The organism is Bradyrhizobium sp. LA6.8, from assembly GCF_040547935.1.
Taxonomy (GTDB): Bacteria; Pseudomonadota; Alphaproteobacteria; order Rhizobiales; family Xanthobacteraceae; genus Bradyrhizobium; species Bradyrhizobium barranii.
This window is the reverse complement of record NZ_JBEPQQ010000013.1, coordinates 67,220-93,336: the sequence shown is the minus strand read 5'-3', so window position 1 is coordinate 93,336 and position 26,117 is coordinate 67,220. Positions and strand designations below refer to the sequence as shown.

Genomic DNA, 26,117 nt, shown 5'->3' with positions numbered 1-26,117 from the left:
CGCTCAGTCCAGCGCCAGCACGGGCTTGATCAGTTCGCCTTTGGCGAAGCGAGCGAAATTCTCAGGCAGAGCCGACAGGCCGAACTCGCCATCGACCAGGACGCGGTATTCGTCCTTGTACTTGCGCAGCAGTTCGACATTCGGCTCGAAATCCGAGACCGGGAAGTAGAAGGTCCGGATCATGTAAAAATCCTTGCGGCGGAAGACCTTGCCTTCCTCGATGGTCCAGGGCGCGGCGTTCTCGCCGACCAGCACCAGTGCGCCGCGCGGCAGGACGAGCTCGATGCCGAGGTTGCGCGCCGCATGCGCGCCCGAGCATTCCATGATGAGGGCGAAGCGCTTCGAGGTATCTCCGACCGGGTGCGCCTTAGCGCCAAAGGACTGTGCGATCTTCAGGCGTGTGGCGTTGGGATCGGCGACGTAGATGTCGTCGTAGCCGAGCGCGCGGAGCGCCAGCACGACGCCAAGGCCGACGGGCCCCGCACCCATCACGAGGACCGGCCCCGCCTCATTCGGCGGCACGACGCGGCTGACGAAGCGCACGGCGTGACCCGACGTGCCGATGGTGTCGAGCAGCAGCGGCGCGAGGCGGTCCTCGATATCGTCGGGCACCGGCAGCAGGCAGTTCTCCGGCACCGGCACATATTCGGCATAGCCGCCCGGTCTGTTCCAGCCGATCAGGCTGGAGACTTCCAGGCACATCTGGGTATCGCCGCGCTTGCAAGCGGCGCAGTGACCGCAGTGCAAGGGGATGTAGACGGCGCAGCGGCGGCCGTGCAGGCGATGACCGGGCTGCTCGACCACGCCAAAGATCTCATGGCCCGCAGTGAACTCGGCGCCCTTGTGCCAGAGCTTGAAGTCGGAGCCACACAGCGCTGTGCGCGAGACGCGGACGAGCACTTCGCCTGTGCCGACATCAGGCATCGCGACGCGCTCGATGGTGATGCGGTCATTGCCGTGGAAGACCGCGGCCTGCATGATCGAATTCGGACGGGGCGACACGTTCATTTCGATACCTAGCCTTTCACCGCACCGAGCGTCAGCCCGGACACCAGCCAGCGCTGAACCAGGGCCGCCAGCACCAGCGGCGGCAACGCGATCAGCGTTGCAGCCGCCATGAGGGCGCCCCATTGCGTCGAGCCTTCGCCGATGAAGTTGAAGGCCGCCGCGATCAGCGTCTTGGTGTCGCCGTTGGAGAGCACCAGCGCAAACAGGAAGTAGTTCCACGAAAACACGAAGGCGAGGATCGCCGAGACGGCGACGCCTGATGCCACCAGCGGCAGCGCGATGCGCCAGAGGATGCGCGTGACGCTGCACCCATCCACTTGCGCCGCCTCGAACACGCTACGCGGAATGCCGTCGAAGGACGGCAGTAAAACCCAGATCACGATCGGCAGCGTGATGACGGCGTGGCTGAGGATCAGCGCGGTGTAGGAGCCGATCATGCCGATTTGCCGGAACATCACGTACCACGGCAGCAGGAACAACGTGCCCGGCGCCATGCGCGCGGCGAGCGTCAGGATGGCCGGCCACGAAATCCGCGTCCAGGAGACGGCGAAGGCAGCAGGAATTCCAAACAGCAGACCGAGCGCGGTCGACCCCACGGTGACGATGAGACTGTTGAGCGCGTAGCTGAGGAACGGCGTGGTCCTGGTCAGCTCGACATAATTTTCCAGCGTCGGCGAGAAGCTCAGCGTTGGCGGATAGGCGGTGACCTCGAACGACGGCTTGAACGAGGACAGCACCATCCAGACCGTCGGCGCCATGATGAGCACGCCGGCGAGCACGAGCTGTACCGTGTTGAGCCAGCGGATCCAGCGGTCGGTGTTGGCGGCATCGCTCATGACATCACCAGGCCACTGCGCCGCGCAGGCGGTTGAAGGCGAGCACGGCACCGAACACGATCGCCGTCAGCGTCAGCATCAGGGCGCTGGCATAGCCGATGTTGAAGAATTCGAAGCCGACCCTGAAGCCGTAGATGTTGAGCGTGTTCGAGGCGTTGCCCGGGCCGCCCTGGGTCGTGATGTAGATGATGTCGAAGAAGCGCAGCAGATCGACGCTGCGCAGGATCGCCGCGGTGACGATGGTCGGCAGCAGCAGCGGCAGCGTGATGCGCTGGAAAGTCCTGAATGGAGATGCGCCGTCGATCTGCGCCGCCTCGTAGACGCTCGGCGGCAGGGATTGCAGGCCGCCCAGCACGATCAGGGCGACATAAGGCGTCCACTGCCAGCTGTCGATCAGAGCCACGGTCGGAATGACCCAGGTCGGCGAGGCCAGCCAGTCCGACGGCGGCAGGCCGAACGACTGGAGGATATAGTTGGCAGCACCGAGCGACGGATCGAGGATCACCAGCCACATCATGCCCGCCACCACCGGCGGCATCATGAAGGGCGAAATGAACAACGAGCGCACGATGCCCGGCAGCCGCTTGGCGTGGAACAGCACCAGCGCAAGCCAGACGCCGAAGACGAGTTGCAGCACCAGCGACAGCACGAACAGCGCAATGGTGATCCACAGCCCGTGCCAGAATTCGTAATCCGAGATCAGCTTCGAGTAATTGGCGAGGCCCGCGAAGGACTGCTTGCCCGTCGAGGAAAACGTCTGGAAGCCGAGCCAGATCGTGTAGACGACCGGAAACGCGATCATCGCGACCGTGAAGACCACGGCCGGCGCCGAGAGGGCCGCCATCTCCAGCTTCTGCCGGTCCTGCGTGAGTGTCGCAGCCGTATCAGACATGCGTTCGTATCCTCGATCGAGTTGGGTGCCGGCAGGCAGCAAGCCTGCCGGCATGAGGCGGTTAGTTCAGCGCGATCAGCGCATCCAGCGCCTTGTCGGCATCCGCGCAAGCCTGATCGACGGTCTTCTGCTTCAGGATCAGATCCTGTACCGCCTGCCCGATGAACTCGCGCGATTGCGGATTGGCGACGATGGGATAGCCGACCTCGGACGAGCCCTTGGTAGCGAGCACGTCGAGCGCGGCCTGCCATTCCTTCCGCACCGGCTCCTCGTCGATCCACTTGCGATATTCGGGATCCTTGGCGACCGACGGACGCGGCGGGGCAATGCCCTGAAGCGCCATCTTCTTCTGCACCTCTGGGCTGGTCGCCCATTGCACGAAGTACCAGGCCGCATCCGGCTGCTTGCTGTGCGAGGACACTGCCATGCCCCAGCCGATCGTGGTCGGCACCTGGCCGGCATCGCCCGCCGGGAACGGCAGCAGGCCGGTGTCCTTCAGGCGCGCGCCGCCTTCCATCACGGTGCGCAATTCATTCGACGACTCAAACGCCATCGCGGCGCGGCCGCCGCGGTAGAGCGCCGAAATCTGCTGAAAGCTGTAATTGACGACGCCAGGCGGTCCGAAATCGCGCAGCAGCCGGCTATAGGTGTCGAGCGCTTCCTTGCCCTTGGCTGAGCAGAGGTTCGACTTGCCGTTTGCGATATAGCTGCCGCCGACATTGTGCAGCATGTTGCTGAAGGTATAGGCAATCGCGGGCTTGAGGCCGCGCGAGACGAACGGCGTCACGGTGCTATCGCAGCTTTTGATCTTCTCGGCAGCGGCCTCGACGTCCTTGATCGTCTTCGGCGCCTCGAGGCCGCACTTTTTGAAGATGTCGGTGCGGTAATAGAAGATCGGGCCTTCGATGTTCATGGGCATGCTGGTCAGCTTGCCGCCGAAGGTCGCGGCCTTCAGCAGGGCCTGGCTCAATCCGCTGGGGTCGTATTCCCCGGCCACCTCGTTCTTGGCCATCGCGGTGAGATCGCCGTACCAGCCGGCGGCGGCGAACTGCTCGCCCTCGCGCGAGGGCAGCGTCATGAACACGTCCACCTCGTCGCTGTTCGCATTCATGACGGTCACCAGACGCTGGCGCATCTGCTGTTCCTGATAGCCGTCGACCTTGAGGGTCATGCCGGTCAGCTTCTCGAAATCGGCCTTGTAAGTCAGCAGCGCCTGCGACACCGGATTGTTGTTGGCGAGAAAGGTGACGGTCTTGCCCTTGAACTTCATCCAGTCGAAATCGACGGCGTGCGCCTGCGCGGTCGCCGCAGCAATCGCGAGAACGGGCAACGCGACGTGGGTCGCGAGCATCCTGGCCTTCATCGAACTCTCCTCCCGGCTGGCCGCCTTAAGCTGGCGGACCATTTTGAACACGTTAGAGCGGCACTTGAAAACGGTTACAAAATAGACCTCGCATCCGCCGTGTCAAGCGATGGACAAGCCGCGCAATCTGCGGCAGATTCGCGACATTGCCGCTACCATGCGGTTCGCTACGCCCGATGTAACGTTACATCTATGAGACCGATCAACGCCAAGTCTGTGAAGCAGGGTATCCGCGCCGTGGCAGCCCGCGCCGGCGTCTCGACGGCATCGGTCTCGCGCGCCCTCAACAACCCCGACGCGGTGAGCCCTTCCTTGCGGGCGCGCATCGAGCAGGCCATCGACGCGCTCGGCTACATCCCGCACGCGCCGGCGCGCATCCTGTCGTCACGCCGCTCGCGCACGCTTGGCGCAATCGTACCGACGATCGACAACACGATGTTCGCACGCGGCATCGCCTCGCTGCAGCAATACCTGTCGTCGGTCGGATACATGCTGTTTCTCACCACGAGCGGCTACGATCTCGACGTCGAATTGCAGCAGGCGCGCAATCTGATCAGCCGCGGTGTCGACGGCCTGGTGCTGCGCGGCGATTGCCATCACGACGGATTGCGCAAGCTGCTGGCGGACAATGCCGTACCGTTCATCAATGTCGGCATCTACCAGCCCGACCGGCCCTATCCTTGCGTCGGCACCGACAACGAAGCCGCCGCCCATCGCGCCGCCGCGCATGTCATCGAGCTCGGCCACCGCCGCATCGGGATTGTCTCGGCGCTCCAGCGCAACAACGACCGCGCCAGCGCGCGCGTCGCCGGCTTTCGCCGCGCGCTGACGGAGAACGGGCTCGAATTGCCTTCGCAATGGCATGTCGAGGTGCCCTATACGCTGGACGACGCGCGCGAGGCGGCGCGCTATCTGCTGGGCCTCGAGGACCGCCCGACAGCCGTGGTGTGCGGCAACGACGTCATCGCCTATGGCGTGCTGCTCGAAGCCGAGCGCAGCGGCTTTTCGGTGCCGCGTGACCTGTCGGTGGTCGGCTTCGACGACCTCGACTGGAGCCGGCATTTGCGGCCGAGCCTAACCACGATCCACGTACCGACCGGAGAAACCTGGCAGCGCGCCGGCGAATATCTGGTGCGCAGCCTCGCCGGCGAGCAAACCATCATGCATCGCGAGATCGACTTCTCGCTGGTCGTCCGCGAGTCGACGGCTGCGCCTCCGAAATCCCTGAAGTGAGACACTCCCGATGAATCCGAACTTTTCCCTCGCCCCCGGCTTCCATGCCGTCGTGATTGGCGGCGCCGGCGACATTGGTGCCGCCATCAGCAATCAATTCTGCGATCTGGGTGCAACAGTGACAGCAACGGGTGCGAACGAGGCGGACCTCTCGCGCACGCTGCTCAAACCGCGCGCGGGCCTCACGCTCGCGACGCTCGATGTCACCGATGATGCGGCCGTCACCTCCTTCGCCCGGAAACACAGGCGCGTCGACGCGCTGATCAATTGCGCCGGCATTCTCGCGCGCGACAAGGAATTCGAGATCGAGACCTTCATGAAGGTGCTCGACGTCAATCTCACCGGCACGTTCCGCACCTGCATGGCCTTTCACTCCCTGCTCGCGGAGCAGACGGGATCGATCGTCAACATCGCTTCGATGAACGCGACGCTGGCGCTGCCGCGGATTCCCGCCTATTGCGCCAGCAAGGGCGGCGTCGTGATGCTGACCAAGGCGCTGGCTTTGAAGTGGGCCGAAGAAGGCATCCGCGTCAACGCGGTCGCGCCCGGCTATATCGAAACCGCGATCAACGCCGCCGGCCGCGGCGACTTTGCGCATTATCAGCGCATCGCCGATCGCACCGCCTTCAAGCGCTGGGGACAGCCGGAGGACATTGCCGGCGCCGTTGCCTTCCTCTGCATGCCGGCTTCGCAATATGCGACCGGCACCGTGGTTGCCGTGGATGGCGGCTTTCTGGCGGGGTAGCGCGCGGGTTCTATACGCCCAGCGCCTTGCGGTTGAACGTCCGCAGGAAGCGCAGCGATAACGTCCGTACGTTCGCGACGTTGAGCAGCCAGGCCGCAGTGGCGTAAGCAACCCCGCCCGCGGAGCTGACGACCATCAACGCCACGATACCGGTACCGCCGACTTGCGTCCGCGCAATGAGGATAGCGCCCGCCATCGCCGCAGCCGAAGCCGCGACGCCGGCGAGGCGGTTGGCGTCGAACGGCACGGGGTGGGCGCGGCGCATCAGGGCGACGGCGACGACGAAGCCGAGCGCTTCGGTGGCGAGCGTGGCCAGCGCCGCGCCGTAAAGGCCGTAGCCGGCCACCAGCGCGAACATCAGTGCCACGCTCAGAACGAGCGTGAGGAACGACTGTGCCGCCAGCATGAACGGCCGTTCGGCGAGCTGGAAGCTGATCTGCACATAGAATTGATTGGCTATGCCGAAGAAGCGCGCGAGCACCAGCGTCGGCAGCAGCGCAGACACGCCGGCGCGGAAATCGACGCCGACGAGCGTGCCCGCGACCTGGTCGGCCGCGAGCGCGAGCCAGACGGCGACGGGTGCGACGACGACGAGCAGCAACTCGAGGCTCTCGCTCAGCCGTTCCCGCGTCGTCTCGTTGTTTTTCTCCGACAGCGACCGGAACACCAGCGGCACGGTCGCCGCGGCGACGCTGGAGGCGATCATGACCATGAACTGGCGCGGCAGATCGGCGGCGACGCCGAAAATGCCGGCGGCGTCCTTGCCGAGCAGATGAGCGACGATGAGCCGATCGCAGGCCGAATAGACCGCAACGGACAATCCGGCCAGCGTCAGCGGCAGGCCGTAGCGCGCCAGCTGCATGAACTGGCTGCGCTGGAAGCGCGCGATCTTCGTGCGGTCGCCGACGAGATTGAGAATGATGCCGGTGAGCGAGCCCAGGCCGAACGCGGCGAGCAATCCCAAGCCACCCCAGCCGAGCGAGATGCCGAGTAGGCCAAAGCCGACGCTGGACACGCCGCGGACGATCGAGATCGCTGCGAACCTGTAGGGGCGCAATTTGGCGCGCTCGAATTCCTGGCCGACATCGACGGCATTGGCCATGATCGCCACGAACATGCTGGCGAGCAGCAGCTCGACGCTGAGGTCGCTGCGGAACAGAATGACCAGCGGCGTGGTGGCGCAGAGGACCGCGGCCGTCAGCCCGAAGGCGACCATCGCCGTGCCGCGAAAATCCACCTCCGCCGACATCGCCTGATAGCGGGACACCGACAGCTTGATCCAGGCGAAGAAGATCGCGCCCAATATGCCGGCAAGGCTGATGCCGACGACATAAACGCCGTACTCGGCCGGCGTCAGCAGCCGCGTGTAGGCCGTGACCGCGAAGAAGCCCACCGCTGCGGGCAGGATGTAGGCGACGAGATAAATCGAGAAATGGCGGTTCAACATGCGAGCACGGGACCGGCAACGGTGTTGCGATGGTGACGGCCGTTAATCAATGACCTTGGCGGGGCGAACGAACTGCGCCGCAGCATCTCTCAAGAGTGTCACATAAGTCTGCAGATCGGTCGGCGAATGAGGCTGGAAGGCCGCTTTCGCGCGTTAGCGTTAAATTTGCCCTTTCCCTGGAGCGGTTGCTGCGATCACGACACGAAACCCTGATCCAGACTGGAACAGCGATGCAGCGCCACGCGCGTTGCGCACCGGACATCCGCAAAGGTTAACCCAACGACAGGAAACTCCGGCGTCGCAAGGCGCCGCTTGGTACGATGGCGCATTGGTTCCAAAAGAAACGTCCCACCGTGACCAGGCTCGACAGACGCGAATTTCTCCTCGGCGGCGCCGCAGCACTCGCGGCGGGGGCATCGGCGTCCGCCGCGCCGGCATCAAAACTCGCGCAGCGCCGTCCGGGCTTTGGCGCTGCGGCGACGCTCTGGGACCTGCAAGCCGATCCCAGGCTCGGCGAAGCCATCAGCACCTATTGCACCCAGGTGGTGCCGGTGCTCGAGCTGAAATGGCCGATGCTGCGGCCGAACGCGCACACGTTCAACTTCGAGCGCGCCGACGCGATCCTGGATTTCGCGCGGGAGAACGATCTGACGATGCGCGGCCACGCGCTCGCCTGGTATCACGACATTCCGGACTGGACCAAGCAGATCAAGGATTCCAAGGGCGTCGAGCGCGCCTATGTCGACCACATCGGTACCGTCGTGTCCTATTACAAGGACAAGCTGACGTCATGGGACGTCGTCAACGAGCCGATCCCGGACAATCCGAAGAAGGTCACCGACCGGCGCGACACGTTCTGGACGCAGCATCTGGGCAACCGCTGGATTCCGCTGGCCTTCCGCACGGCGGCCGCGGCCGATCCCTTCGTCAAGCTCGCGATCAACGAATATGACATCGAGTCGGCGAAGGACTCGTTCATTGCCAAGCGCGCGGCGTACCGCAACCTGATCATGGACCTGCTCGACCAGGGCGTGCCACTGCACGCCGTAGGCCTGCAATCGCATCTGCATGCCGAGCTCGAGATCGACACGCATGGGCTCGCCGAGTTCGTCACCGAGTTGCGCTCCTGGGGCCTCGATGTGCTCGTCACCGAGCTCGATGTCGACGACCAGAAGCTGACAGGCAATCCGGCAGAGCGCGACGCCATCGTCGCCAAGCGCGTCGACGACCTCCTAACCGCGATCTCGACCAGCGGCCCGGTGCGCTCGATCCTGACCTGGGGCCTCTCGGATCGCTATAGCTGGATCAACGGCACCTTCGCCCGCGCGGACAAGCAGCCGAACCGCCCCTTGCCGCTCGACGGCGAGTTCAAGCCGAAGCCGTTCATGGACGTCATCAGCAAGTTCACGAGAGACGCTTGAGACGCGGCCTTAGCGCGTCTTCGCCGGCACTTCGAATTCGGCCGCATCACCCATATCTTCAGGAGACAGGCTCGGGCTGCGTCGATCCCGCGAGCTAAGGCGGAACACGTCGCGGATGTCGTCGACCGAGGTCGACGAATAGGACTGGATGCAGAGCGCGACCTGCTCGGGCGAAGCGGCGCGCATCATCGCTTCGATGGCGGGACGGTCGAGCGGCGTGTCGTCCCAATGCGAGACCGCAATGCTGTCTTCGGTGACCCGATGGGTGGCCAGATGCGCGGGCGACTTCGCAACGAAGTGTCCGTACATCAGATACTCCGAGAACTTCTTCTTCCGGCACAGCGCCAGAACCCAGTTCAAGCCCGTCGCCGCCTTGATGGCGTCGGTCATCGCGCGTGCGGTGTCCTTGTCCCAGACCAGCGCGTTGCCGACATAGTCGTCGGCCGGGAACGAGCGCTCCTTGATACCGAGAAGCTGATCGACGGTGCGCAGCCACAGCCCATGCAGCGGATGGTCGGCGCCGATGTCCTTCGGGGTGACGAACAGCGGCGTCTTCTCAGCGCCGGCATATTGGCCGACGTCGAATTCGCGGAAGAACAGATTGTCCGAATCCAGGATGCAGACGCGTTGCTCCGGCGCGTTGAGGACGCCGGCGATCTTGAGGATCTGCTGGATGTGCCAGCCATGCACCGGCGACGACAGCAGCGACAGCCAGACGCGGCGCTTGCTGAAGAACTGAAGCGCCGGCGGCAGCGCCCACAGCCATTTCGGCAGATAATTCGAGGCCGGAACGATGACGCGCTTGTCGGACGCGAACCGCTCGAACAGCGGTACGTCCTCATCGTTAACGAGAACATAATGCCGCGTGTATCCCGAGAGCCAGGTGTCGATGCTCTCGCTGAGCAGCGAAAAGCGTTCGATATCCTTGGCGTAGCTGGCGGTCAGCAGGGCAACGGAATGCATGGAGCGCGCTCGAATGGCTATCAAGCCGCACTCATAGCCGCACCGCGAGATGCTGGAAACTCACAACCGGAATCAAGGTAAAACGAAACCAAGCATTAGCCATCCGACGGCAGCCCCTGCTCGATGGCGCGAAAACGCAGTGGCGCCAGCGCGGAGGCGCGCTGCCACCAGTCGGCGACGCGGTCGTCGAGCGCGGTCACACCGCGACCCTGGCCGGGGAAGATCCGGATCTGCTGCACCGCCTCGGCCTCGAACCCCCTGGCCTTGCGCGTGATCTTGAGGGCGGCGCCCTCGCGGTCGCGCTGCGTCAGCGGCGCCAGGAGACGGCCGCGCGGACGGAGCGACTGAAGCCAGAGCGGATGCGGGTGCGGGAAGCCGGCATGCACGATGATCACGTCGGCCGGTTCGCCGATCTCCTCGCATCCGTCGCCGTGCACGACCTCGACATTGCGATAGGGGCGAAGGTAGTTCGCGGCACGCGCCGCAAGCCGCCCGTCGCATTCGATTGCATGCACCCTGCCCTTGGGCCCCACGATCTTCGACAACACCGCCGAAAAATAGCCGAGACCGCAGCCGATCTGGACCACGCGGTCCTTCTCCCCGACGTCGAGCAGATCGATGAAGTGCGCCCACAGGCTCGGCAGCCCGGTGTCGAGCTTGCGGCGCGCATCGATCGCGACCAGCACATTGTCGTAGAGATGAACGGGATCGGCATCCGGCGTCAGCCGGTAGCCGCGCGCCGCCTCGCTCTTGATACGCCAGGGTCCCTTCGCCAGAAAATCCTCGCGCGGGATGGCGGCGAGCGCTTTGAGCAGGCGTGGTGAGGCGATCCGCTCTCGCTTCGCAATCAACTCGACGTAGCGCGCACGCGCGGCGGCAAGATCGCTCATTTCATCGCATCGGCCTGTTCAAGGACGGGCACGTCTCCGCCGAGCTCGCTGAGGAGCTGCATCGCCTGCTTCAGGTCCGGAGTATAAAAGCCCTCGCTGAACTTGCCGACGATCGGCAAAAGCAGAAGACTTGCGTGCTCCCGCTTGCCGGCTTGGTGCGACAGGCGCGCAAGGCTGACGGCGGTCCGAAGCTCCCAAGACAGCGCGCCCTGCTTGCGCGCCGTGTCCAGCGACAGGGCGAACAGGTCCTCGGCCTCCTGCACCGATGCCGGATCACCGTCCGACATCGTGATCTCGCCCTGCAGCCGATAGACCTCGGCGAGATAGGAGTGATCGCCGGTCCGTCTCGCGGTCGCGAGCGCGCCGTCCAGCGCGCGCAAGGCGGCATCGCGCATCCCGACCTTGGCATAGGCTTCCGCAAGCAGGCAGCGGAACCAGCAGCCGGCGAGCCAGGAATCCATCGCCTCGTATTCGTCGAGGCCGAGGCGCATCTGGCTGAGACCTTCGTCGGCCTCGCCGAGCTGGGCCAGCGCCCAGCCGCGCAGGATCGCCGCCTGCTGCTTCCAGTGCAGGAAATTGTGCTCGGTGGCGATGATCATGGCGCGGTTGGCGTGGTCGCGCGTGCCCTCGACGTCGCGCAAATGCTGGCACAGATAGGCGCCGAACACGAGCGCGAAGGCGAGCGTGAAGGGATGGCGGATCTTCTCGGCATTCGCGATCGCCTGTTCGCTGTGCTGGCGCGCCGCGTCGGGCCGGCCGAGGAACCAGAGGAGATAGCCGAGATAGGACAGCGAAACGACGCCGGGATCGGTACCGTGCCGCTCCATCAGATCGGAGTGCAGATCGGGACTGTAGAGGTTGATGCAGCGGTGCAGATGGTGCTGGGAAGCGGCAAAACGGCCGCGATAGAGCATCGTCATCGCGATCGAGCGGTGCGCCTCGATCAGATATCCGGTCTGCTGCGCCGGCTGCGTGCGCTCGTTCAGCCGCTCGCGCTTGGCAAACTTCAACAGCTCGACACTGAGATCGTGCGCGCGGCTGAGATCGGCACGGATGAAATGGCAGACCCAGAGCCCACGCGTGGCGGCGAAGGCCTTCTCGTCGTCGTCGAGCTGCTGACCGAGCTCGAGCGCGCGGATGTAGTTCTCCTCGACCTCCTGCACAGCGTAGCCCTTGGCGGCAATCAATGCGTTGCCGAGCGCGATGCGCAGCTCCAGCTCCATCTCGTCGGCGCCCTGCATGCGCGCATTGGCCTGCACGACGCTCAAGCCCCGGCGCAAATGCCCGATCGCCTCCAGATTGGCGCCGCTCTTGGCCGCCTGCTTGCCGGCCTTGAGCCAGAAGCTGGCGGCGCCCTCGCTCTGGCCGGATTCGGTGAGGTGATGGGCCAGCAGCTCCGGTTCGCGCTCGGTCTTCTCCGGATACATCTCGGCGAGCACCTGCGCGATCCGCGAATGCAGCTTGCGCCGCTCACTGTGCAGCAGGCTGTCGTGCGCGGCGTTCTGGATCATCACGTGCTTGAAGGAGTAGAGCGCGCCCGGCGGATGGCCGCGGCGCATGATCAACCCGGCCTCCTCCAGATGATTGAGCGCGGCCTCGATCTGCTCCGCCGGCGTGTTGGCGACCGCGTGCAGCGTCTCGTAGGAGAACTCGCGACCGATGGTGGCGCCGATCTGCGCGATGCGCTTGAACGGCCCCATCCGGTCCAGCCGCGCCATCAGCGAGTCGGTGAGGGTCGCCGGGATCGCGAGCTGCCGCCATGGGCCCGACAGCACGTAGCGCCCGTGCCGCTCGGTCAGGAGGTTGGATTCGAGAACGGTCTTGGTCAGCTCTTCCAGGAACAGCGGCACGCCGTCGGTCTTGACGATGATCTCCTCGACCACCTCCTTGGGAAGCTCGCGGCCCGCGACGCGCTCGACCAGCGTCGTGCGCAGCTGCCGGCTCAGGCGGTTCAGCACCAGCGTGGTGATGTGCGAATGCGCGTTCCAGCTCGGCTGGAATTCGGAGCGCGCGGTGATGATGACAAGGACCGGCTGGTTCTGCACCCGGGCGACGAGGAGGTCGATCACCTCGCGGGAGGTCGGGTCGATCCAGTGCAGATCCTCAAGCGCGATCACAAGCGGCATGTCGCGCGCAAGGCCGAGGAAATGATTGACCAGCGCCGCGACGGTCGCGTCCTTCTGCTGCTGCGGCGACAGGTCGAGCGGCGGATAGCGGTCTCCGGTCGGGATCGACAGCAGCGCGGCAAACAGCGGCGTGACCTGCTCGATGTCGCCATGGGCGGCCGCGATCGCGGTCTCCAGACCCGCCAGCGACGTCGCGGATGGATCCTCGCGGTCGAGGCCGAGCGAGAATTTGAGCTGCTCGGAGAATGGATAGAACGCCGTGGAGGTGTAATAGGGCGAGCACTGGAACGAGACGTGTCCATGGCGGTCGCCCGCGATCCGGTCGAAGATCTCCTGGATGATGCGCGACTTGCCGATGCCGGGCTCGCCGAACTTGACCACAACCTGGCCGTCGCCGTCCTTGACCTGCTGCCAGCGTCCCATCAGCAGCGCGATCTCCTCCTCGCGGTTGACGAGCGGTGTCAACCGCCCGCCCATGGCAGCGGCGAAGCGGGTCTCCGCTCGCGAGGCGCGCACCACGTGCCAGGCCTGCGTCTTCTCCGAGATGCCTTTCAGCGCATGGACACCGAGATTGCGGTAGTCGAACTTTCCCTTCAGCAGCGACTGTGTCGAGGACGAGATCACGACGCCGTTGGGCGGCGCCAGACCCTGCAGGCGTGCGGCGAGATTGACGGTTTCTCCGACCGCGGAGTCGCGCTCCTCGGTGCCCTGGCCAACGAGGTCGCCGACCACGACGAGACCGGTTGCGATCCCGATGCGGACCGCGGGGGCGTGGCTCAGCGCACCGCGCGGCTCGATCGCGCGCGCAGTCGACAGCACCCGCACGATCTCGAGCCCGGCGCGCACCGATCGCTCGGCATCGTCCTCATGCGCGGTCGGATAGCCGAAATAGACAAGGATACCGTCGCCGACGAAGCGCGCGGCAAACCCCTCGTAATGTTTCACCACCCGGACACAGGTCTCGCGAAAGCTCGCGATCATGTCGCGCACGTCTTCCGGGTCGAACTGCACCGACAGCGAGGTGGAATCCACCATGTCGCAGAACATGGTGGTGAGCTGACGCCGTTCGGCACCGACTTCCGTCCGGACCTGCGGGCGCGCCGCCACATCGGGCTTCTCTGCGGTCTCAGCCTGGAATAGCGCCGACATCGCGCGCTGAAGCCGCTTGCGATCGCCGAGCGGCAATCCGAGCTCGACCAGGTCGGATTCCGTCAGGTCCCCCATCACATCGAGATCGAGGCGGTGCTGCGCGAAGAGGTCGGTGTAATGTCCAAGACCGACGCCTTCGAGCCAGCGCTTCAACCCGCCTTCAGTCCCCGTAACAGGCTCATTCTCCAGCATGGTGATTCTGCCCGACCTTCACTCCGTCGAAGGGCTTTAGGCCCCTCAACCACAGATTTTGGGGCCCGAACTTCACCTCAGACTGGACGCGCTCCCTAAGTCTTGGGAAGAATAGCTCAATCAGATCAAAAGGGAATGGCATTGTCCCACATTGCATCCGTGGCGGGAGAGGATTCGGACAGCGCAGGCGCCGAAACCAGGACGTTTGCCGATATCGGCGGCCTTCTCGACTTTTATGCGCGCAAGACGCCGGCGGCACCGGCTCTCCTCGCACCGGGCCGGCCGGCCCTCACCTACGGCAAGCTGGGTGAGTTGATCCAGCAACTGGTCCGCACCCTGCGGGGGCTCGGCATTGCCCCTGCCGACCGGATTGCCGTTGCGCTGCCGCGCGGCGCCGACAGCGCGCTGGCGCTGATCGCGGTCGCCTCGGCCGGCGCCTGCGTCCCAGTCAATCCCGATCTGACGGCCGACGAGCTGCAGCGCTATTTCAGCGAATTGAAGCTGACCGCGCTCGTCACCCGGGCCGACATGAATTCACCAAGTCGTGACGTTGCCAAGGCGCTCGATATCGCGGTGATCGATTTCGTGCCGGGACCGAACGACAATCTCGGCGGCTGCGCGTTCATCGGCCCGGCAGTCGGGCCGGCCAGCACGAGCGGCGCCTCGCGCGGCGACGATGACGCCTTCATCCTGTTGACGTCAGGCACGGCGGCGAGGCCGAAAATGGTGCCGCTGACGCAGCGCAATGTGTGCCTGTCCGCATACAATGCCGGCCGCGTGCTGTCGCTCGCAGCCCACGACCGCCTGCTCAATGCCCTGCCGCTGTTTCACGCCCATGGCCTGATCTCCGGCCTGCTGACGGCGCTGGCCGCGGGCTCCAGCGTGATCTGCACCAACGGTTTCGACGCATTGTCCTTCTTCGGCTGGATGCGGGAGCTGCGACCGACCTGGTACACGGCGGTGCCGACCATCCATCGCGCGCTGCTGACGGCGGCCGAGGCCGACCCTGACCGCGCCCGGTCGTCGTCGCTGCGCGTGATCCGCTCGGCCTCATCCTCGCTCGCGCCCGCGATCCTGAACGGGCTGGAGGCGATGTTCGGCGTTCCCGTGCTCGAGACCTATGGCATGACGGAAGCGGCGTCGCAGATCTCCGCCAATCCGTTCGAGCTGCGCAAGGTCGGATCGGTCGGCCGCGCTGCGGGCCCCGAGATCGCAATCATGGACGGGGCGGGCCGCACGCTTGCGAGCGGCGAGCATGGCGAGATCATGCTGCGCGGGCCGAACATGAGCCGCGGCTATTATAATGACGAGGCGGCGACACGGGCCGCCTTCCGCAACGGCTGGTTCCGGACCGGCGACCTCGGCTATCTCGACGCCGACGGCTATCTCTTCATCGTCGGCCGCATCAAGGACGTCATCAACCGCGGCGGGCAGAAGATCTCGCCCCTGGAGGTCGAAGAGGTCCTGCTGAGCCATCCGGCGGTGCTGGAGGCCGGCGTGTTCGCCGTCCCGCACCAGAAGCTCGGCGAAAACGTCGCCGCCGTCGTGGTGCTGCGCCCGAATTCCGAAGCAACTCCGGACCAGCTTCGGCAGTTCGCGCGCAAACGTCTTGCGGCCTACAAGGTGCCGAGCCTGATCCGCGGCGTGGCCGCACTTCCGAAAGGCGCGAGCGGCAAGGTCAAGCGCAACGCGCTGGCCGATCTGATCGCAACCGCGGAGCATGGCGTCGAAGCGCAATTGCCGCGCAACGCGCTGGAGACCCAGCTCGCGGGGATCTGGGCTGGTCTGTTGGAGCTGCCGCAGGTCGGCATCGACCAGGATGTCTTTGCGCTCGGCGCGGACTCGCTCGCGGCGACGCAGATGCGCTCGCGCTTGCGCGAACGCTTCAATGTCGACTTCTCCTTCGAGGACATCTTCGATTGCGCCACGGTCTCGGCGCTTGCGGCCCGGATCGAGGCCGCCACAACCCATCGCGAGACGATGCTGCCCGCATGGCGCCAGGCGGCGGCAGCCGACGCACCGCTGTCGTTCCAGCAGCAGCGGATGTATGTGCTCTCGCGGCTCGATCCGACCCGCTACAATTACAACGTCGTCGAGGTCGCCGTTCTCAAGGGCGTGGTCGACGTCGCCGCGCTTTCTGCGAGCCTCGCCTCGATCTGCGCGCGCCACGAGGCGCTGCGCTCGGTCTTCATCGAACGCGAGGGCGAGCCGGCGCAGCGGGTGCTGCAATCACCTCCGCGATTCGAGCAGATCAAGCTCAAGCCCTGCGCCGCGGACAAGCAGGGCGCAATCATCCGGCGCGAGGCGCTCGAGCTCGCGCAATATCCGTTCGACCTGGCGCGCGAGCCGCCGCTGAAGGTCACCCTGCTGTCGTTCGACAAATCCAGCCACGCGCTGGTGGTCAACGTCCATCACCTCGTCACCGACGGCTGGTCGCAGCGGCTGTTCTGGGAGGAGCTTGCCGCCCATTATTCCGCTGCACGCAAGGCAAGCGCGGTGACATTGCCCTCGCCCGCCTTCCAGTATCGCGACTTTGCGCTGTGGCAGCAGAGCTGGGCTCAGGCGCCGGCGGCGAAGGAGCAGCTCGATTACTGGCGGACCCAGCTCGACGGCGTCACCACGCTGCCGCTGCGGACCGACCGGCCACGGCCGGAGGTCTGGAGCGGTCACGGCGCCCGTCACTATCTCGAATTCTCCAAGGCACTGTCGGCCGATCTGCGCGCGCTCAGCCAGGACCAGGGCGTCACGCCTTTCATGACGCTGCTCGCGGCTTTCCAGTGCCTGCTGTTCCGCCACACCGGACACGAGGATGTCGCGACGGGATCGCTGATCGCCAACCGCAACCAGATCGAGAGCGAGCGATTGATCGGGCTGTTCGCCAACACCCTGATCCTGCGCAACGATTTTGGCGGCGATCCGAGCTTTGGCGAGATGTTGCGGCGGGTACGGCAGGTCACGCTGGATGCCTACCGCAACCAGGACCTCCCGATCGAGGAAGTGCTGCGCGCGCTCCAGATCGCGCGCCGGAGCGACGGCAATCCGCTGTTCCGGATCATGTTCATCCTCCAGAACGCCTCGATCGAGGCGGCACGTTTCCCCGGCCTGTCGACGCGGCGGCTTGAGGTCGACCCGAAAGTCGCGCGCTTCGACATCACGCTCGAACTGGTCGAGGCCGACGGCCGCTTCACCGGCTTCTTCGAATACGCCACGGATCTGTTCGACGCGGCGACCATCGAAGGCATGGCCGCTCAGTTCAAGACCCTGCTCAAGGCCGTGATCGCCAATCCGGAGCAGCGCATCTCGCGCCTGCCGCTCCTGACGGAGGCCGAACGCCGGCAGTTGCTGGCGAAAGGCCAGGGCGTGGTGGCCAATTTCACCACGCGCGGCAATCTTTGCGAACGCCTCGAGCGCCAGGCGAAGAAGACACCAAACGCGATCGCCGTCTCCGACGGCCGCACCTCCCTGACTTATCGCGAGCTGGCGCGCCGCAGCCAGGCGGCCGCACGCTGGCTCGCGCGCGAAGGTGTCGGCGCCGAGAGCGTTGTCGCCTTGCTTGCGGATCGCGGGCCCGACCTGCTCGCCGCGATGATCGCCGCGCAGCGCGTGGGCGCGGCCTTCCTCAATCTCGATCCCGACCAGCCGCCGGCGCGGCTTGCGACCATCCTCGGATCGAGCTGCGCCCGCATGCTGCTGACCGGGCGCGCCCAGTCGGCCATGGTCGAGGCGCTGCTCGAACCGCTGGTCGAGCGCATCCATGTCGCCGAGCTCGAGGACGCGATTGCACCCGGATCGACCAGGCCGGCCCGCGCCGCACGGCGCGCAGCCGCGAGCCTCGCCTATCTCATCTACACATCCGGCTCCTCCGGCGCGCCGAAGGGCGTCATGATCGAGCAGCGCGGGCTGTCGAACCATCTGGCGTCGCTCATTTCCGAGCTTGGCCTTACGGCCAGGGACGTGATCGCCCAGACCGCGCCGCAGAGCTTTGTCATCTCGGTCTGGCAGTTCCTTGCCGGTCCCATGGTCGGCGCCCGCGTCCATGTCTGCGCCAACGCAATCGTGCAGGACCCGATCCTGCTCGCGCGGGAAATCGAGCGTGAAGGCATCAGCGTGCTCGAGATCGTCCCGTCGCTGCTGCGGGTGATCCTCGACCGCATGGACGACGCGCAAGTCCAGCGCGCCTTTGCGGAATTGCGGCTCCTGATCTCGACCGGCGAGCCGCTGCCCGTCGATCTCTGCCGCGCCTGGTTCGCCCGCTGCCCGAAGGTGCCGCTGATCAACGCCTATGGCGCGTCGGAATGTTCCGACGACGTCTCGCTGCATCGCCTGACCAAGGCGCCGGCGGCGACGACGAGCAACGTCCCGGTCGGCGCGCCGCTGCCCAACACCCAGCTCCATGTGCTCGATCAAAACCTCCAGCCGCTGCCGGTCGGCGTGACCGGCGAGCTCTGCATCGGCGGCGCCGGTGTCGGCCGCGGCTACATCAATGATCCCGCGCAGAGCCGGCAGCGTTTCCTGCCCGATCCGTTCGCGCGCCAGGAAGGCGCGCGGCTGTACCGGACCGGCGACCTCGCACGCCGCCGCGCCGACGGCACCATCGAATGCCTCGGCCGCGCCGACCATCAGGTCAAGGTCCGAGGCTACCGTATCGAGCTCAAGGAGATCGAGAACGCGCTTGCCGACCATCCTGCGGTGCGCGCCGGCATCGTCGAGCCGCGCCGCGAGGCGAGCGGCGATGTCAGGCTGATCGCCCATATCGTCGCAAGGGCCGGCAGCCAGAGCAGCGCCAGCGAGCTGCGCGACTTCCTGAAGAGCCGGTTGCCGGGCCATGCCATCCCGTCCGCATTCCTGTTCCTGGACCAGATGCCGCTCAATGCCCATGGCAAGATCGACCGGTCGGCGCTGCTGGCGCCCGCGCAGCAGGACGTCTCCGCACCGGACGCCGCCGTGCCGGCGCGGCACTTCACCGAAAAAGTGCTCTCGGACATCTGGGTCGACCTGCTGAAGGTCGAGAGCCTCGGCGTGACCGATAATTTCTTCGATCTCGGCGGCCATTCGCTGCTGGCGGGCCAGGCGATGGCGCGCGTCGCCCGTGCGCTCGGGGTGTCGCTGCCGATCAAGACCATCTTCGAGGCTCCGACGATCGAAGAGCTCGCCCGGCGGGTTGACGAGGCCGTGGCAGCAAAGCCGCGTAAGCCGGCGACAGGCATGCTGCGGCCTACTGAAAGCGGGCTCCCAACGCTCTCGATCGCACAGGACCAGATGATGCGGATCGAGCAGAACCTGCCGGGCCTGCCGCTGTTCAACCTGCCCTTTGCCTTCCGCCTCCAGGGCCCGCTCGATCCGACCACCCTCGCGCAGGCGTTCGGCGACATCGTGCGCCGCCACGAATCGCTGCGGACCGGATTCGGCCGGAGCGGCGAAGAGCCCGTCAGTCGCATCGCAACCCCCGGCGAACTCGGACCGGCCCTCACGATCGAGGTCATCGGCGACGGACGTCCCCATGACAACAAGCGGCGCAAAGCCCTCGAACTCAGGAAGATCGATCTCCTGATCGAGCAGGAGACCTACGCTCCGTTCGACACCGCGCGGCCGCCGTTGTTGCGGGCGCGGCTGTTGCGGCTCCATGCCGACGATCATGTGCTGCTGCTGACGCTGCATCATGCCATTGCCGACGGCTGGTCGATCGGCGTGCTGTTCGAGGAGCTGTCCAATCGCTATGCGGCGCTGGCCGGACGTCCGTCCGTGCCGCTGCCGAAACTGCCGCTCGCCTTTTCGGACGTCGCCCGCTGGCAGCGCTGGTGGTGCGGCACCGACGCCGCACGCCGCCAGGCCGCCGACTGGACGGAGAATCTGCGCGGCGCGGCCCCCGTCTTCGACGGTGAAGCAAGCCCCGGCGCGTCCACCGGGCATCACCCTGTCAGCCTCGAGCGCGAGCTGATCGGCCGGCTCACGGCGTTCGCCGGCCGGCATAACAGCACGCTCTTCATGTGCCTTCTCACCGGCCTGAAAGCCCTGCTGCTGGCGCAGAGCGGCCGCAACGACATTTCGGTCGCCACCGCCATGGCCAATCGCGCCCAGCCGGATACCGACCGGGTCGTCGGTCCGTTCGAGAACACGGTGATCGTCCGTACCCGAATCACGCCGGAGCTGTCGTTCGCGCAAGCCCTGGCCCGGGTGCGCCAGAGCGTGCTCGACGCGCATGCGCGCCAGGAGCTGCCGTTCAACATCCTGGCCGACCATCTGGAGCAGGAGGGGATCGATCCGGCCTCGCTGCTGCAGGTCTATTTCACCCTGCAAAATCCGCTGCGCCAGCCGCTCGATCTGGCTGACGTCACGATCGAATCGATCGGCAACGTCGCGCGCGAAGGCCAGCCGGTGCTGCCGATCGACCAGACCTGGCTGTCGCTGATGCTCAAGGAGCGCCCCACCGGAATCACCGGCTCATGCAATTACAAGGGCGAGCTGCTCGATGGCCGCAGGGTCGGTGAGTGGATGGCGAATCTCGTCGCGCTGCTGGATGCGGCCGTCGCCCACCCCAACGCGCCGCTCGGCCGATTACTCGCTCGCAGGGCGGCATGACCGGCTGTGCGGGCCGGGAGAACACAGGTTCACTCGCCAAAGCTGTGAATGACCAAGTTGCATCTTGATTATTTGGCGCCAGCGCGCAAGATTATTCCCTCGATTTGATTTGGACGATTATTTTCAACCGGGGGAGTATGTTATGGGTTTCATCAAATTTACCAAGGGTACCTCGTTGAGCGACAAGGACCGCAAGGCCCTGCAAAAGTTGCTGGGCGCCGAGAAGAAGAAGCTCCAGTCCGCGCTCAAAGATGTCGACGCCAGCCTTTCGATGCTGGGCGGAGCGAAGAAAGCCAAGAAGAAGAAGAAGTAAGGATCGTCGGCCGGGACGCCGCACGAATCCTCAGGCTTCACTTTCCGGATATGGGCCGCTCGCTCGTCGAGTTGGGGTCTCGCACAAGCTTGCGCCTGTAAACCGGCCTGCAAATCGACAAGAAATTGCCCGGGTGGACCGTTAGAAGCGGTCCGCTCAGTTGATTCTTGCTCAGTTGATTCTTCCGTCAGGGCCGGAGACTTGGCCTCCGCCTGACGCCATGGGCCTTATTGATGGCAGACGACAGAATTGAACTGTTTGTCGGACTGATCGAGACCATTGACGCTCCGGGCGCAGTCGATGCGTGCCGACGCCTGCTTTCGGTCGACGAACGGATCCGCGCCGACCGCTTCATGTTCGAGCGGCATCGGCGGCAATATATCTTCGCGCACGCGATGCTGCGCCTGGCGCTGTCGCAGGCCGCACCGAACGTCGCCCCCACCGATTGGTCCTTCGGGGCCGGCCGATACGGGCGTCCGTTTGTCGCGGCGCCCGCGACCTCGACCGCGCTGCATTTCAGCCTGTCCCATGCCGATGGCTGCGTTGCCTGCGTCGTCTCCCGGCATGAGACCGTCGGCGTCGACGTCGAAACCGTGTCACGGCGGGTCGCGCCACTGTCCACCGCGCTTCGCTTCTTTGCGCCGGAGGAGGTCGAAACGTTGCGCGGACTGCCGGAGCCCGCCGCGATCGAGCGCTTTTTCGACTATTGGACGCTCAAGGAGGCCTATCTGAAGGCAAGGGGGTTTGGGCTCAATCTGCCGCTCGACGCTTTCGCGATGCAGGTGTCCCGGGAGGCCATCGAGATCAGCTTCAAGCCCGATATCGCCGACGATCCGCATGCATGGCGCTTCTCGCTGTGCTCGCCGTCGCCCTCGCATCGCCTCGCGATCGCCGACGGCTCCCGTGCGCACGGCGGCCTTCCCATCACCCGCAATTCCTGGCCGTTCCAGGAAGCGGCTGAATGACGCCCCCGCGGCTGCGCGTCTTTCCCGCGATCTCGCGCAACCGCGATCCCAAGAAATATGTCGGCGAGCTGATGCGGGTGGCACAGTTCGCCGACCGCAACGGCTTCGAAGGCATCCTGCTGTTCGAAGGCAACGACGTGTTCGTCGAGCCCTGGGCGATGGCCCAGCACATCATGGGTGAGACCACGCGAAGCTCGCCGCTGATCGCGGTCAATCCCGTCTACATGCACCCGTTCACCGCGGCAAAATTCGTCTCGTCCTTTGCGCAGCTCCACGGCCGCAAAGTCTATCTCAACATGATCACGGGGACCGCGGTCAGCGATTTGCAGGGGCTGGGCGACGAGCAGTCGCATGCCGACCGCTACGTCAGGCTCGGCGAATTCGTCGCGCTGATGCGCCAATTGCTGGAAAGCCCTCGCCCGGTGAATTTCGACGGCCGGTTCTACCGCGCAAGCAATCTGCAACTTCGCCCGCGCCTGCCGGCGGAGCTGATGCCGGAATTCCTGGTCGCGGGCCAGTCGGAGGCGGCGCAGCGCGTGGCGAAGGAGACCGGCTGCATCAAGATGCAGATGCTGCCGCCCGATCTCGATCGCGGCCTCGATGCGCCCGGAATGAACTTTGGCATCTTCGCCCGCGAGGGACGCGACGAGGCACGGCAAGCCGCGAAGGCACGCTTCCGCGACAATCCCGATGATCGCGAGCTGCTCGCGCTCACCGTGGAGAACAGCGATTCCGTGTGGAAGCGGCGGCTGTATGAAGGCCAGAGCGGCGAGCTCGCGGACAATGGCTACTGGCTGCTGCCGTTCCTGACCTTCCAGGCCGACTGCCCCTATCTCGTCGGCAGCTACACCGAGATCGGCGCAAAGCTGAGGAATTTTGCGGCGAAGGGCCTGACCACGATCATGCTCGACATGGTCGCCGACGAGGCCGAGATGCAGCACGTCCGCAAGGCGCTCGCGGCGAGCGGGATGTTCTAGGACGTCACGCCGAGCGGACTGAGCCGTGCCAGCGGCTCGCTGCCTTCCGGCCGTCGCAAAAGCTGCATGACATGCCGCTTCAGGCGCACGAATTCGGGTTCGGTGACGAGATCGTGGCTTCGCGGTCGCGCAAACGGCAGCACGATGTCCTCGATCACCCGGCCGGGTCTTGCGCTCATCACGACGATACGATCGGCGAGGAACAATGCCTCGTCGATGTCGTGGGTGACGAAGACCGTGGTGGTCGGGATCTTGCTCCAGATGTCGAGCAGAACCTCCTGCATCATGCCGCGCGTCTGCGCGTCGAGCGCGCTGAAGGGCTCGTCCATCAGCAGCACCCGCGGCTGGTTGATCAGGACCCGCGCGATTTCCACGCGCTGCTGCATACCGCCCGACAATTGCGCGGGATAGAACGCCTCGAAGCCGGAAAGGCCGACCAGCTTCAGGATCGCGTCGGCGGCACGGTTGCGCTCCCTCCTCCCGAGACCCCGCATCTTCGGGCCGAAGGCGACATTGTCACGCACCCGCTTCCAGGGAAACAGCGTGTGCTGCTGAAACACCATACCCCGGTCCGGGCTCGGGCTCTGGACCTGCTGGCCGTCGACCGTGAGACGGCCAGCCGTGATCGGCAAATGCCCGGCCAGCGCGCCGAGCAGCGTGGATTTGCCACAGCCGGAGGGACCGAGGATGCAGACGAACTCGCCCGGCGCAATCGCGACATCGAGACCGCTGACCGCTACGAATGCATCGCCGCCCGATCCGAGTGAAATCGAGACATCGGCGAAGTCGATCCGACCGACGCTGTTCGTGCCGATATCCGCGACCCGGATGTTCATCGCGCCACCCTCGGGCTACGCCAGGGCATCAGAAGCCGCCCGGCCGTCGTCAGCAGCCAGCTCGAACCCATGCCGAGCAGGCCGATGATCAGCATGCCGACGATGATGTCGGCGTAGTTCTGCAGCGTGTAGGCTTCCCAGGTGTAATAGCCGATGCCGAACTGGCCCGAGATCATCTCCGCGGTGACGAGGCAGAACCACGAGGTGCCCATGCCGATTGCAAGCCCGGTGACGATGCTGGGCGCGGCGTCCGGCAGCACGACTTCGCTCAGGATCGCCAACTCCCCCGCGCCGAGGCTGCGGGCCGAGGCAACCAGCCGGCGGTCGACATTCGCGACACCGTGGACCGTGTTCAGCACGATCGGAAATAGGGCACCGATGAAGGTGATGTAGATCATCGACAGCTCGGACGACGGAAACATCAAGATCGACAGCGGTATCCACGCCACGGCCGGAATCGGCCGCAGCAATTCCAGTGGCGGCAGCAAAAGATCGCTCGCGGCGCGTGACCGGCCGATGGCAAAACCAAGGATCACGCCGATCACCACCGCCGCCCCGTAGCCCGCGAACACGCGCCAGAGGCTGCTGGTGACGTGTGCCGTCAGTTTCGGCGAACGAAACAGGGCGAGCGCGGATTGAACGACCTCGACCGGCGGCGGCACGTTGCGGAAGGTCACGATCCCCAGATTGAGATGCGTTGTCGAAGCGACCTGCCACAGGGCAATGCAGGCCAGGATCGAAAGGCCGCGGACCATCCAGCGGATGCCCGCAGGCCGCGCCTTGATAGCGGTGGCCATCGCCTCACCGGCTCGCGACGAGGGACTCGCGCGCGGCCGCGAAGTCGAGCACCGCGCCCCCGTTTTTCTTCGACCAGCCCTCGGCCGCCTGCTTGAGCAGGAACGCGCTCAGCTCGCCCCTGGAGGACCGCACGAACCAGGCCTGGTTTGCGAACAGCTTGATGCCGCTTTCGCGATCCTGAGCGTAGACGACGCGGATGGTCTTGCCGTCCTTCTCGAGGCCGGCGAGCGCCTTCAGCGCGTTCTCGGGCGACGCGTAGTGACGCACATGGGCCTCGTCTTTGACCCAGATCTGCGCGACGCGGCTGAAGTCGCTGATCTCGGCGCCCGTTGCAGCGTCCCTGGCGCGAAGCGGAAGCTGCGCATAGTTCTTCAGTTCGGAGTCGTAGTCGCGCCCCGCCTGCGCTGCCGCGATACGGATGAACTTGTCGGTGACGAACTGGTTGATATCGAGATCGCTGTCCGCGCGCTTGAGCAGCTTCAGCGTCTTGATCGAGGTTGCGACCGCCTGGCGGTACTCCGGCTTCCAGGTCACATCACGGGTCTGAAGACCGAGCGGCCCGTGAAAGAGGTAGTCGACCTCCGCCTCGATGCCGGTCACCTTCGCGATCAGCTCGCTGTACTTCTCCGGCTCTTCAGCGATCAGGCGATCCGCTTCCAGCGCTGCGCGCAGATAAGCGACGACGATCTCGGGATATTTCTCGGCGTATTCCGCGTCGACCAACCCACCGTGGAATGTCGGGGCATTGGCCTGCGCGCCGTCAAAGATCTTGCGCGCGAAGCCGCGCCACGGGAACAGTTCGGCGAACGGAACGAAGTCGGCATGCGCCTCGATCTTGCCGGCCTGCAAGGCCGGCCCCGCAACCTCCGGCGCCTGCGTGATGATGTTGACGTCGGTCTCGGGATTCCAGCCCTTGGCCTCGATCGCGCGGAGCAGCATGCCGTGCGAGGTCGAGGCGAAGGGAACCGAGATGGTCTTGCCTTTGAGCTCATCAAGCGATTGCACCGGCGAGCTCGACGGCACCACGATGCCGTTGCCACTGCCCTTGGTGCTGCCGGACAGCACGCTGATGAAGAGGCTGCGGCGTCCGGCCTTCTGGAACGCCACGCCGTTGAGCGAGCCCGGAAAGTCAGCCATCGCGCCGAAATCGAGCTTGCCTGCGACCATCTCGTTGGTAAGCGGCGCGCCGCTCGTAAAATTCTTCCACTGGATGTCGTAGGTGACATCCTTGTACTTGCCGTCATGGGGCAGAAATTTCTCAAGCAGCTTGAGCTCGCGAATGAGGAGTCCCCCGGTCGCGCAATTGATCGTCGTGTCCTGCGTCCCGACTGCCACACGGATCGTCTCCGCCTGGGCCGGCGCGAACATCGCAACGGTGATGGCC

At 65.4% G+C, this 26,117-nt stretch carries 18 protein-coding genes; 7 read left to right on the top strand and 11 right to left on the bottom strand.

The genetic code is table 11. The features are described 5' to 3' along the window. Positions 1-3 precede the first annotated feature (3 nt). From ABIA90_RS40975 to ABIA90_RS40960, 4 genes are all read right to left on the bottom strand, one after another. Positions 4-1,008 (bottom strand): zinc-dependent alcohol dehydrogenase family protein, encoded by a 1,005-nt coding sequence (locus ABIA90_RS40975; protein WP_354121288.1) that lies wholly within the window; start codon positions 1,006-1,008, stop codon positions 4-6. 8 nt (positions 1,009-1,016) lie between these two features. Then, the gene (locus ABIA90_RS40970) at positions 1,017-1,844 is read right to left on the bottom strand and encodes a carbohydrate ABC transporter permease (RefSeq protein WP_354121287.1); all 828 of its coding nucleotides are present in this window, start codon (positions 1,842-1,844) and stop codon (positions 1,017-1,019) included. 4 nt (positions 1,845-1,848) lie between these two features. Beyond that, a complete protein-coding gene (locus ABIA90_RS40965) occupies positions 1,849-2,736 on the bottom strand; it encodes a carbohydrate ABC transporter permease (protein ID WP_063986668.1) in 888 nt (295 codons plus the stop codon). Positions 2,737-2,797: 61 nt separating this feature from the next. Continuing rightward, positions 2,798-4,099 carry an ABC transporter substrate-binding protein gene (locus ABIA90_RS40960; RefSeq protein ID WP_354121286.1) on the bottom strand — a complete coding sequence of 434 codons (1,302 nt, stop codon included), beginning with the start codon at positions 4,097-4,099 and terminating at the stop codon, positions 2,798-2,800. 192 nt (positions 4,100-4,291) lie between these two features. On the opposite strand from ABIA90_RS40960, the gene ABIA90_RS40955 reads away from it, so the two are divergent. Beyond that, positions 4,292-5,332, top strand: coding sequence for a LacI family DNA-binding transcriptional regulator (locus ABIA90_RS40955; protein ID WP_354121285.1), 1,041 nt, complete (start codon positions 4,292-4,294; stop codon positions 5,330-5,332). A 10-nt stretch (positions 5,333-5,342) separates the two neighbouring features. Beyond that, positions 5,343-6,077: an SDR family NAD(P)-dependent oxidoreductase gene (locus tag ABIA90_RS40950; RefSeq protein ID WP_354121284.1), complete on the top strand. Its 735-nt coding sequence runs from the start codon at positions 5,343-5,345 to the stop codon at positions 6,075-6,077. 10 nt (positions 6,078-6,087) lie between these two features. Here the strand turns inward: ABIA90_RS40950 and ABIA90_RS40945 are convergent, their stop codons facing one another. Beyond that, the gene (locus tag ABIA90_RS40945) at positions 6,088-7,524 is read right to left on the bottom strand and encodes a lipopolysaccharide biosynthesis protein (protein ID WP_354121283.1); all 1,437 of its coding nucleotides are present in this window, start codon (positions 7,522-7,524) and stop codon (positions 6,088-6,090) included. A 353-nt stretch (positions 7,525-7,877) separates the two neighbouring features. Here ABIA90_RS40945 and ABIA90_RS40940 point away from each other — a divergent pair, with 353 nt between their 5' ends. Further along, entirely contained in the window at positions 7,878-8,945 is a 1,068-nt protein-coding gene (locus tag ABIA90_RS40940; RefSeq protein WP_354121282.1) for an endo-1,4-beta-xylanase, read from the top strand. A 9-nt stretch (positions 8,946-8,954) separates the two neighbouring features. Here the strand turns inward: ABIA90_RS40940 and ABIA90_RS40935 are convergent, their stop codons facing one another. The 3 genes from ABIA90_RS40935 to ABIA90_RS40925 all read right to left on the bottom strand — a co-directional run bounded on the left by ABIA90_RS40935 (position 8,955) and on the right by ABIA90_RS40925 (position 14,265). Beyond that, positions 8,955-9,908, bottom strand: a complete 954-nt coding sequence (locus tag ABIA90_RS40935; protein WP_354121281.1) for a DUF6492 family protein — start codon at positions 9,906-9,908, stop codon at positions 8,955-8,957. A 95-nt stretch (positions 9,909-10,003) separates the two neighbouring features. Then, on the bottom strand, positions 10,004-10,798 hold the full coding sequence (locus ABIA90_RS40930; RefSeq protein ID WP_354121280.1) for a protein-L-isoaspartate O-methyltransferase family protein: 795 nt from the start codon (positions 10,796-10,798) through the stop codon (positions 10,004-10,006). Then, entirely contained in the window at positions 10,795-14,265 is a 3,471-nt protein-coding gene (locus ABIA90_RS40925; protein WP_354121279.1) for an ATP-binding protein, read from the bottom strand. Before ABIA90_RS40925 ends, ABIA90_RS40930 begins: the two co-directional genes overlap by 4 nt. Before the next feature lie 135 nt (positions 14,266-14,400). Here ABIA90_RS40925 and ABIA90_RS40920 point away from each other — a divergent pair, with 135 nt between their 5' ends. From ABIA90_RS40920 to ABIA90_RS40905, 4 genes are all read left to right on the top strand, one after another. Then, on the top strand, positions 14,401-20,844 hold the full coding sequence (locus ABIA90_RS40920; protein WP_354121278.1) for a non-ribosomal peptide synthetase: 6,444 nt from the start codon (positions 14,401-14,403) through the stop codon (positions 20,842-20,844). A 142-nt stretch (positions 20,845-20,986) separates the two neighbouring features. After that, positions 20,987-21,157 carry a hypothetical protein gene (locus tag ABIA90_RS40915; protein ID WP_014497648.1) on the top strand — a complete coding sequence of 57 codons (171 nt, stop codon included), beginning with the start codon at positions 20,987-20,989 and terminating at the stop codon, positions 21,155-21,157. A 233-nt stretch (positions 21,158-21,390) separates the two neighbouring features. Continuing rightward, positions 21,391-22,122 (top strand): 4'-phosphopantetheinyl transferase family protein, encoded by a 732-nt coding sequence (locus ABIA90_RS40910; RefSeq protein WP_354121277.1) that lies wholly within the window; start codon positions 21,391-21,393, stop codon positions 22,120-22,122. Further along, positions 22,119-23,099 (top strand): LLM class flavin-dependent oxidoreductase, encoded by a 981-nt coding sequence (locus ABIA90_RS40905; RefSeq protein ID WP_354121276.1) that lies wholly within the window; start codon positions 22,119-22,121, stop codon positions 23,097-23,099. The genes ABIA90_RS40910 and ABIA90_RS40905 overlap by 4 nt, the downstream gene beginning before the upstream one ends. Here ABIA90_RS40905 and ABIA90_RS40900 read toward each other — a convergent pair. Genes ABIA90_RS40900 through ABIA90_RS40890 form a run of 3 tightly spaced genes read right to left on the bottom strand, consistent with a single transcriptional unit; the run spans position 23,096 to position 26,101 of the window. Next, on the bottom strand, positions 23,096-23,935 hold the full coding sequence (locus tag ABIA90_RS40900) for an ABC transporter ATP-binding protein (protein ID WP_354121275.1): 840 nt from the start codon (positions 23,933-23,935) through the stop codon (positions 23,096-23,098). The genes ABIA90_RS40905 and ABIA90_RS40900 overlap by 4 nt on opposite strands. Further along, complete coding sequence (locus ABIA90_RS40895; protein ID WP_354121274.1) at positions 23,932-24,732, bottom strand: ABC transporter permease; 801 nt, start codon at positions 24,730-24,732, stop codon at positions 23,932-23,934. Before ABIA90_RS40895 ends, ABIA90_RS40900 begins: the two co-directional genes overlap by 4 nt. A 4-nt stretch (positions 24,733-24,736) precedes the next feature. Beyond that, positions 24,737-26,101, bottom strand: a complete 1,365-nt coding sequence (locus ABIA90_RS40890) for an ABC transporter substrate-binding protein (protein ID WP_354121356.1) — start codon at positions 26,099-26,101, stop codon at positions 24,737-24,739. Positions 26,102-26,117: the final 16 nt, after the last annotated feature.

Coding starts and splice junctions, on each gene's coding strand:
- ABIA90_RS40920 (WP_354121278.1), top strand. CDS start 14,401: ATGGCATTGTCCCACATTGCATCCGTGGCGGGAGAGGATTCGGACAGC.
- ABIA90_RS40960 (WP_354121286.1), bottom strand. CDS start 4,099: ATGAAGGCCAGGATGCTCGCGACCCACGTCGCGTTGCCCGTTCTCGCG.
- ABIA90_RS40900 (WP_354121275.1), bottom strand. CDS start 23,935: ATGAACATCCGGGTCGCGGATATCGGCACGAACAGCGTCGGTCGGATC.
- ABIA90_RS40895 (WP_354121274.1), bottom strand. CDS start 24,732: ATGGCCACCGCTATCAAGGCGCGGCCTGCGGGCATCCGCTGGATGGTC.
- ABIA90_RS40910 (WP_354121277.1), top strand. CDS start 21,391: ATGGCAGACGACAGAATTGAACTGTTTGTCGGACTGATCGAGACCATT.
- ABIA90_RS40955 (WP_354121285.1), top strand. CDS start 4,292: ATGAGACCGATCAACGCCAAGTCTGTGAAGCAGGGTATCCGCGCCGTG.
- ABIA90_RS40915 (WP_014497648.1), top strand. CDS start 20,987: ATGGGTTTCATCAAATTTACCAAGGGTACCTCGTTGAGCGACAAGGAC.
- ABIA90_RS40890 (WP_354121356.1), bottom strand. CDS start 26,101: ATGTTCGCGCCGGCCCAGGCGGAGACGATCCGTGTGGCAGTCGGGACG.
- ABIA90_RS40925 (WP_354121279.1), bottom strand. CDS start 14,265: ATGCTGGAGAATGAGCCTGTTACGGGGACTGAAGGCGGGTTGAAGCGC.
- ABIA90_RS40965 (WP_063986668.1), bottom strand. CDS start 2,736: ATGTCTGATACGGCTGCGACACTCACGCAGGACCGGCAGAAGCTGGAG.
- ABIA90_RS40905 (WP_354121276.1), top strand. CDS start 22,119: ATGACGCCCCCGCGGCTGCGCGTCTTTCCCGCGATCTCGCGCAACCGC.
- ABIA90_RS40935 (WP_354121281.1), bottom strand. CDS start 9,908: ATGCATTCCGTTGCCCTGCTGACCGCCAGCTACGCCAAGGATATCGAA.
- ABIA90_RS40945 (WP_354121283.1), bottom strand. CDS start 7,524: ATGTTGAACCGCCATTTCTCGATTTATCTCGTCGCCTACATCCTGCCC.
- ABIA90_RS40970 (WP_354121287.1), bottom strand. CDS start 1,844: ATGAGCGATGCCGCCAACACCGACCGCTGGATCCGCTGGCTCAACACG.
- ABIA90_RS40950 (WP_354121284.1), top strand. CDS start 5,343: ATGAATCCGAACTTTTCCCTCGCCCCCGGCTTCCATGCCGTCGTGATT.
- ABIA90_RS40930 (WP_354121280.1), bottom strand. CDS start 10,798: ATGAGCGATCTTGCCGCCGCGCGTGCGCGCTACGTCGAGTTGATTGCG.
- ABIA90_RS40975 (WP_354121288.1), bottom strand. CDS start 1,008: ATGAACGTGTCGCCCCGTCCGAATTCGATCATGCAGGCCGCGGTCTTC.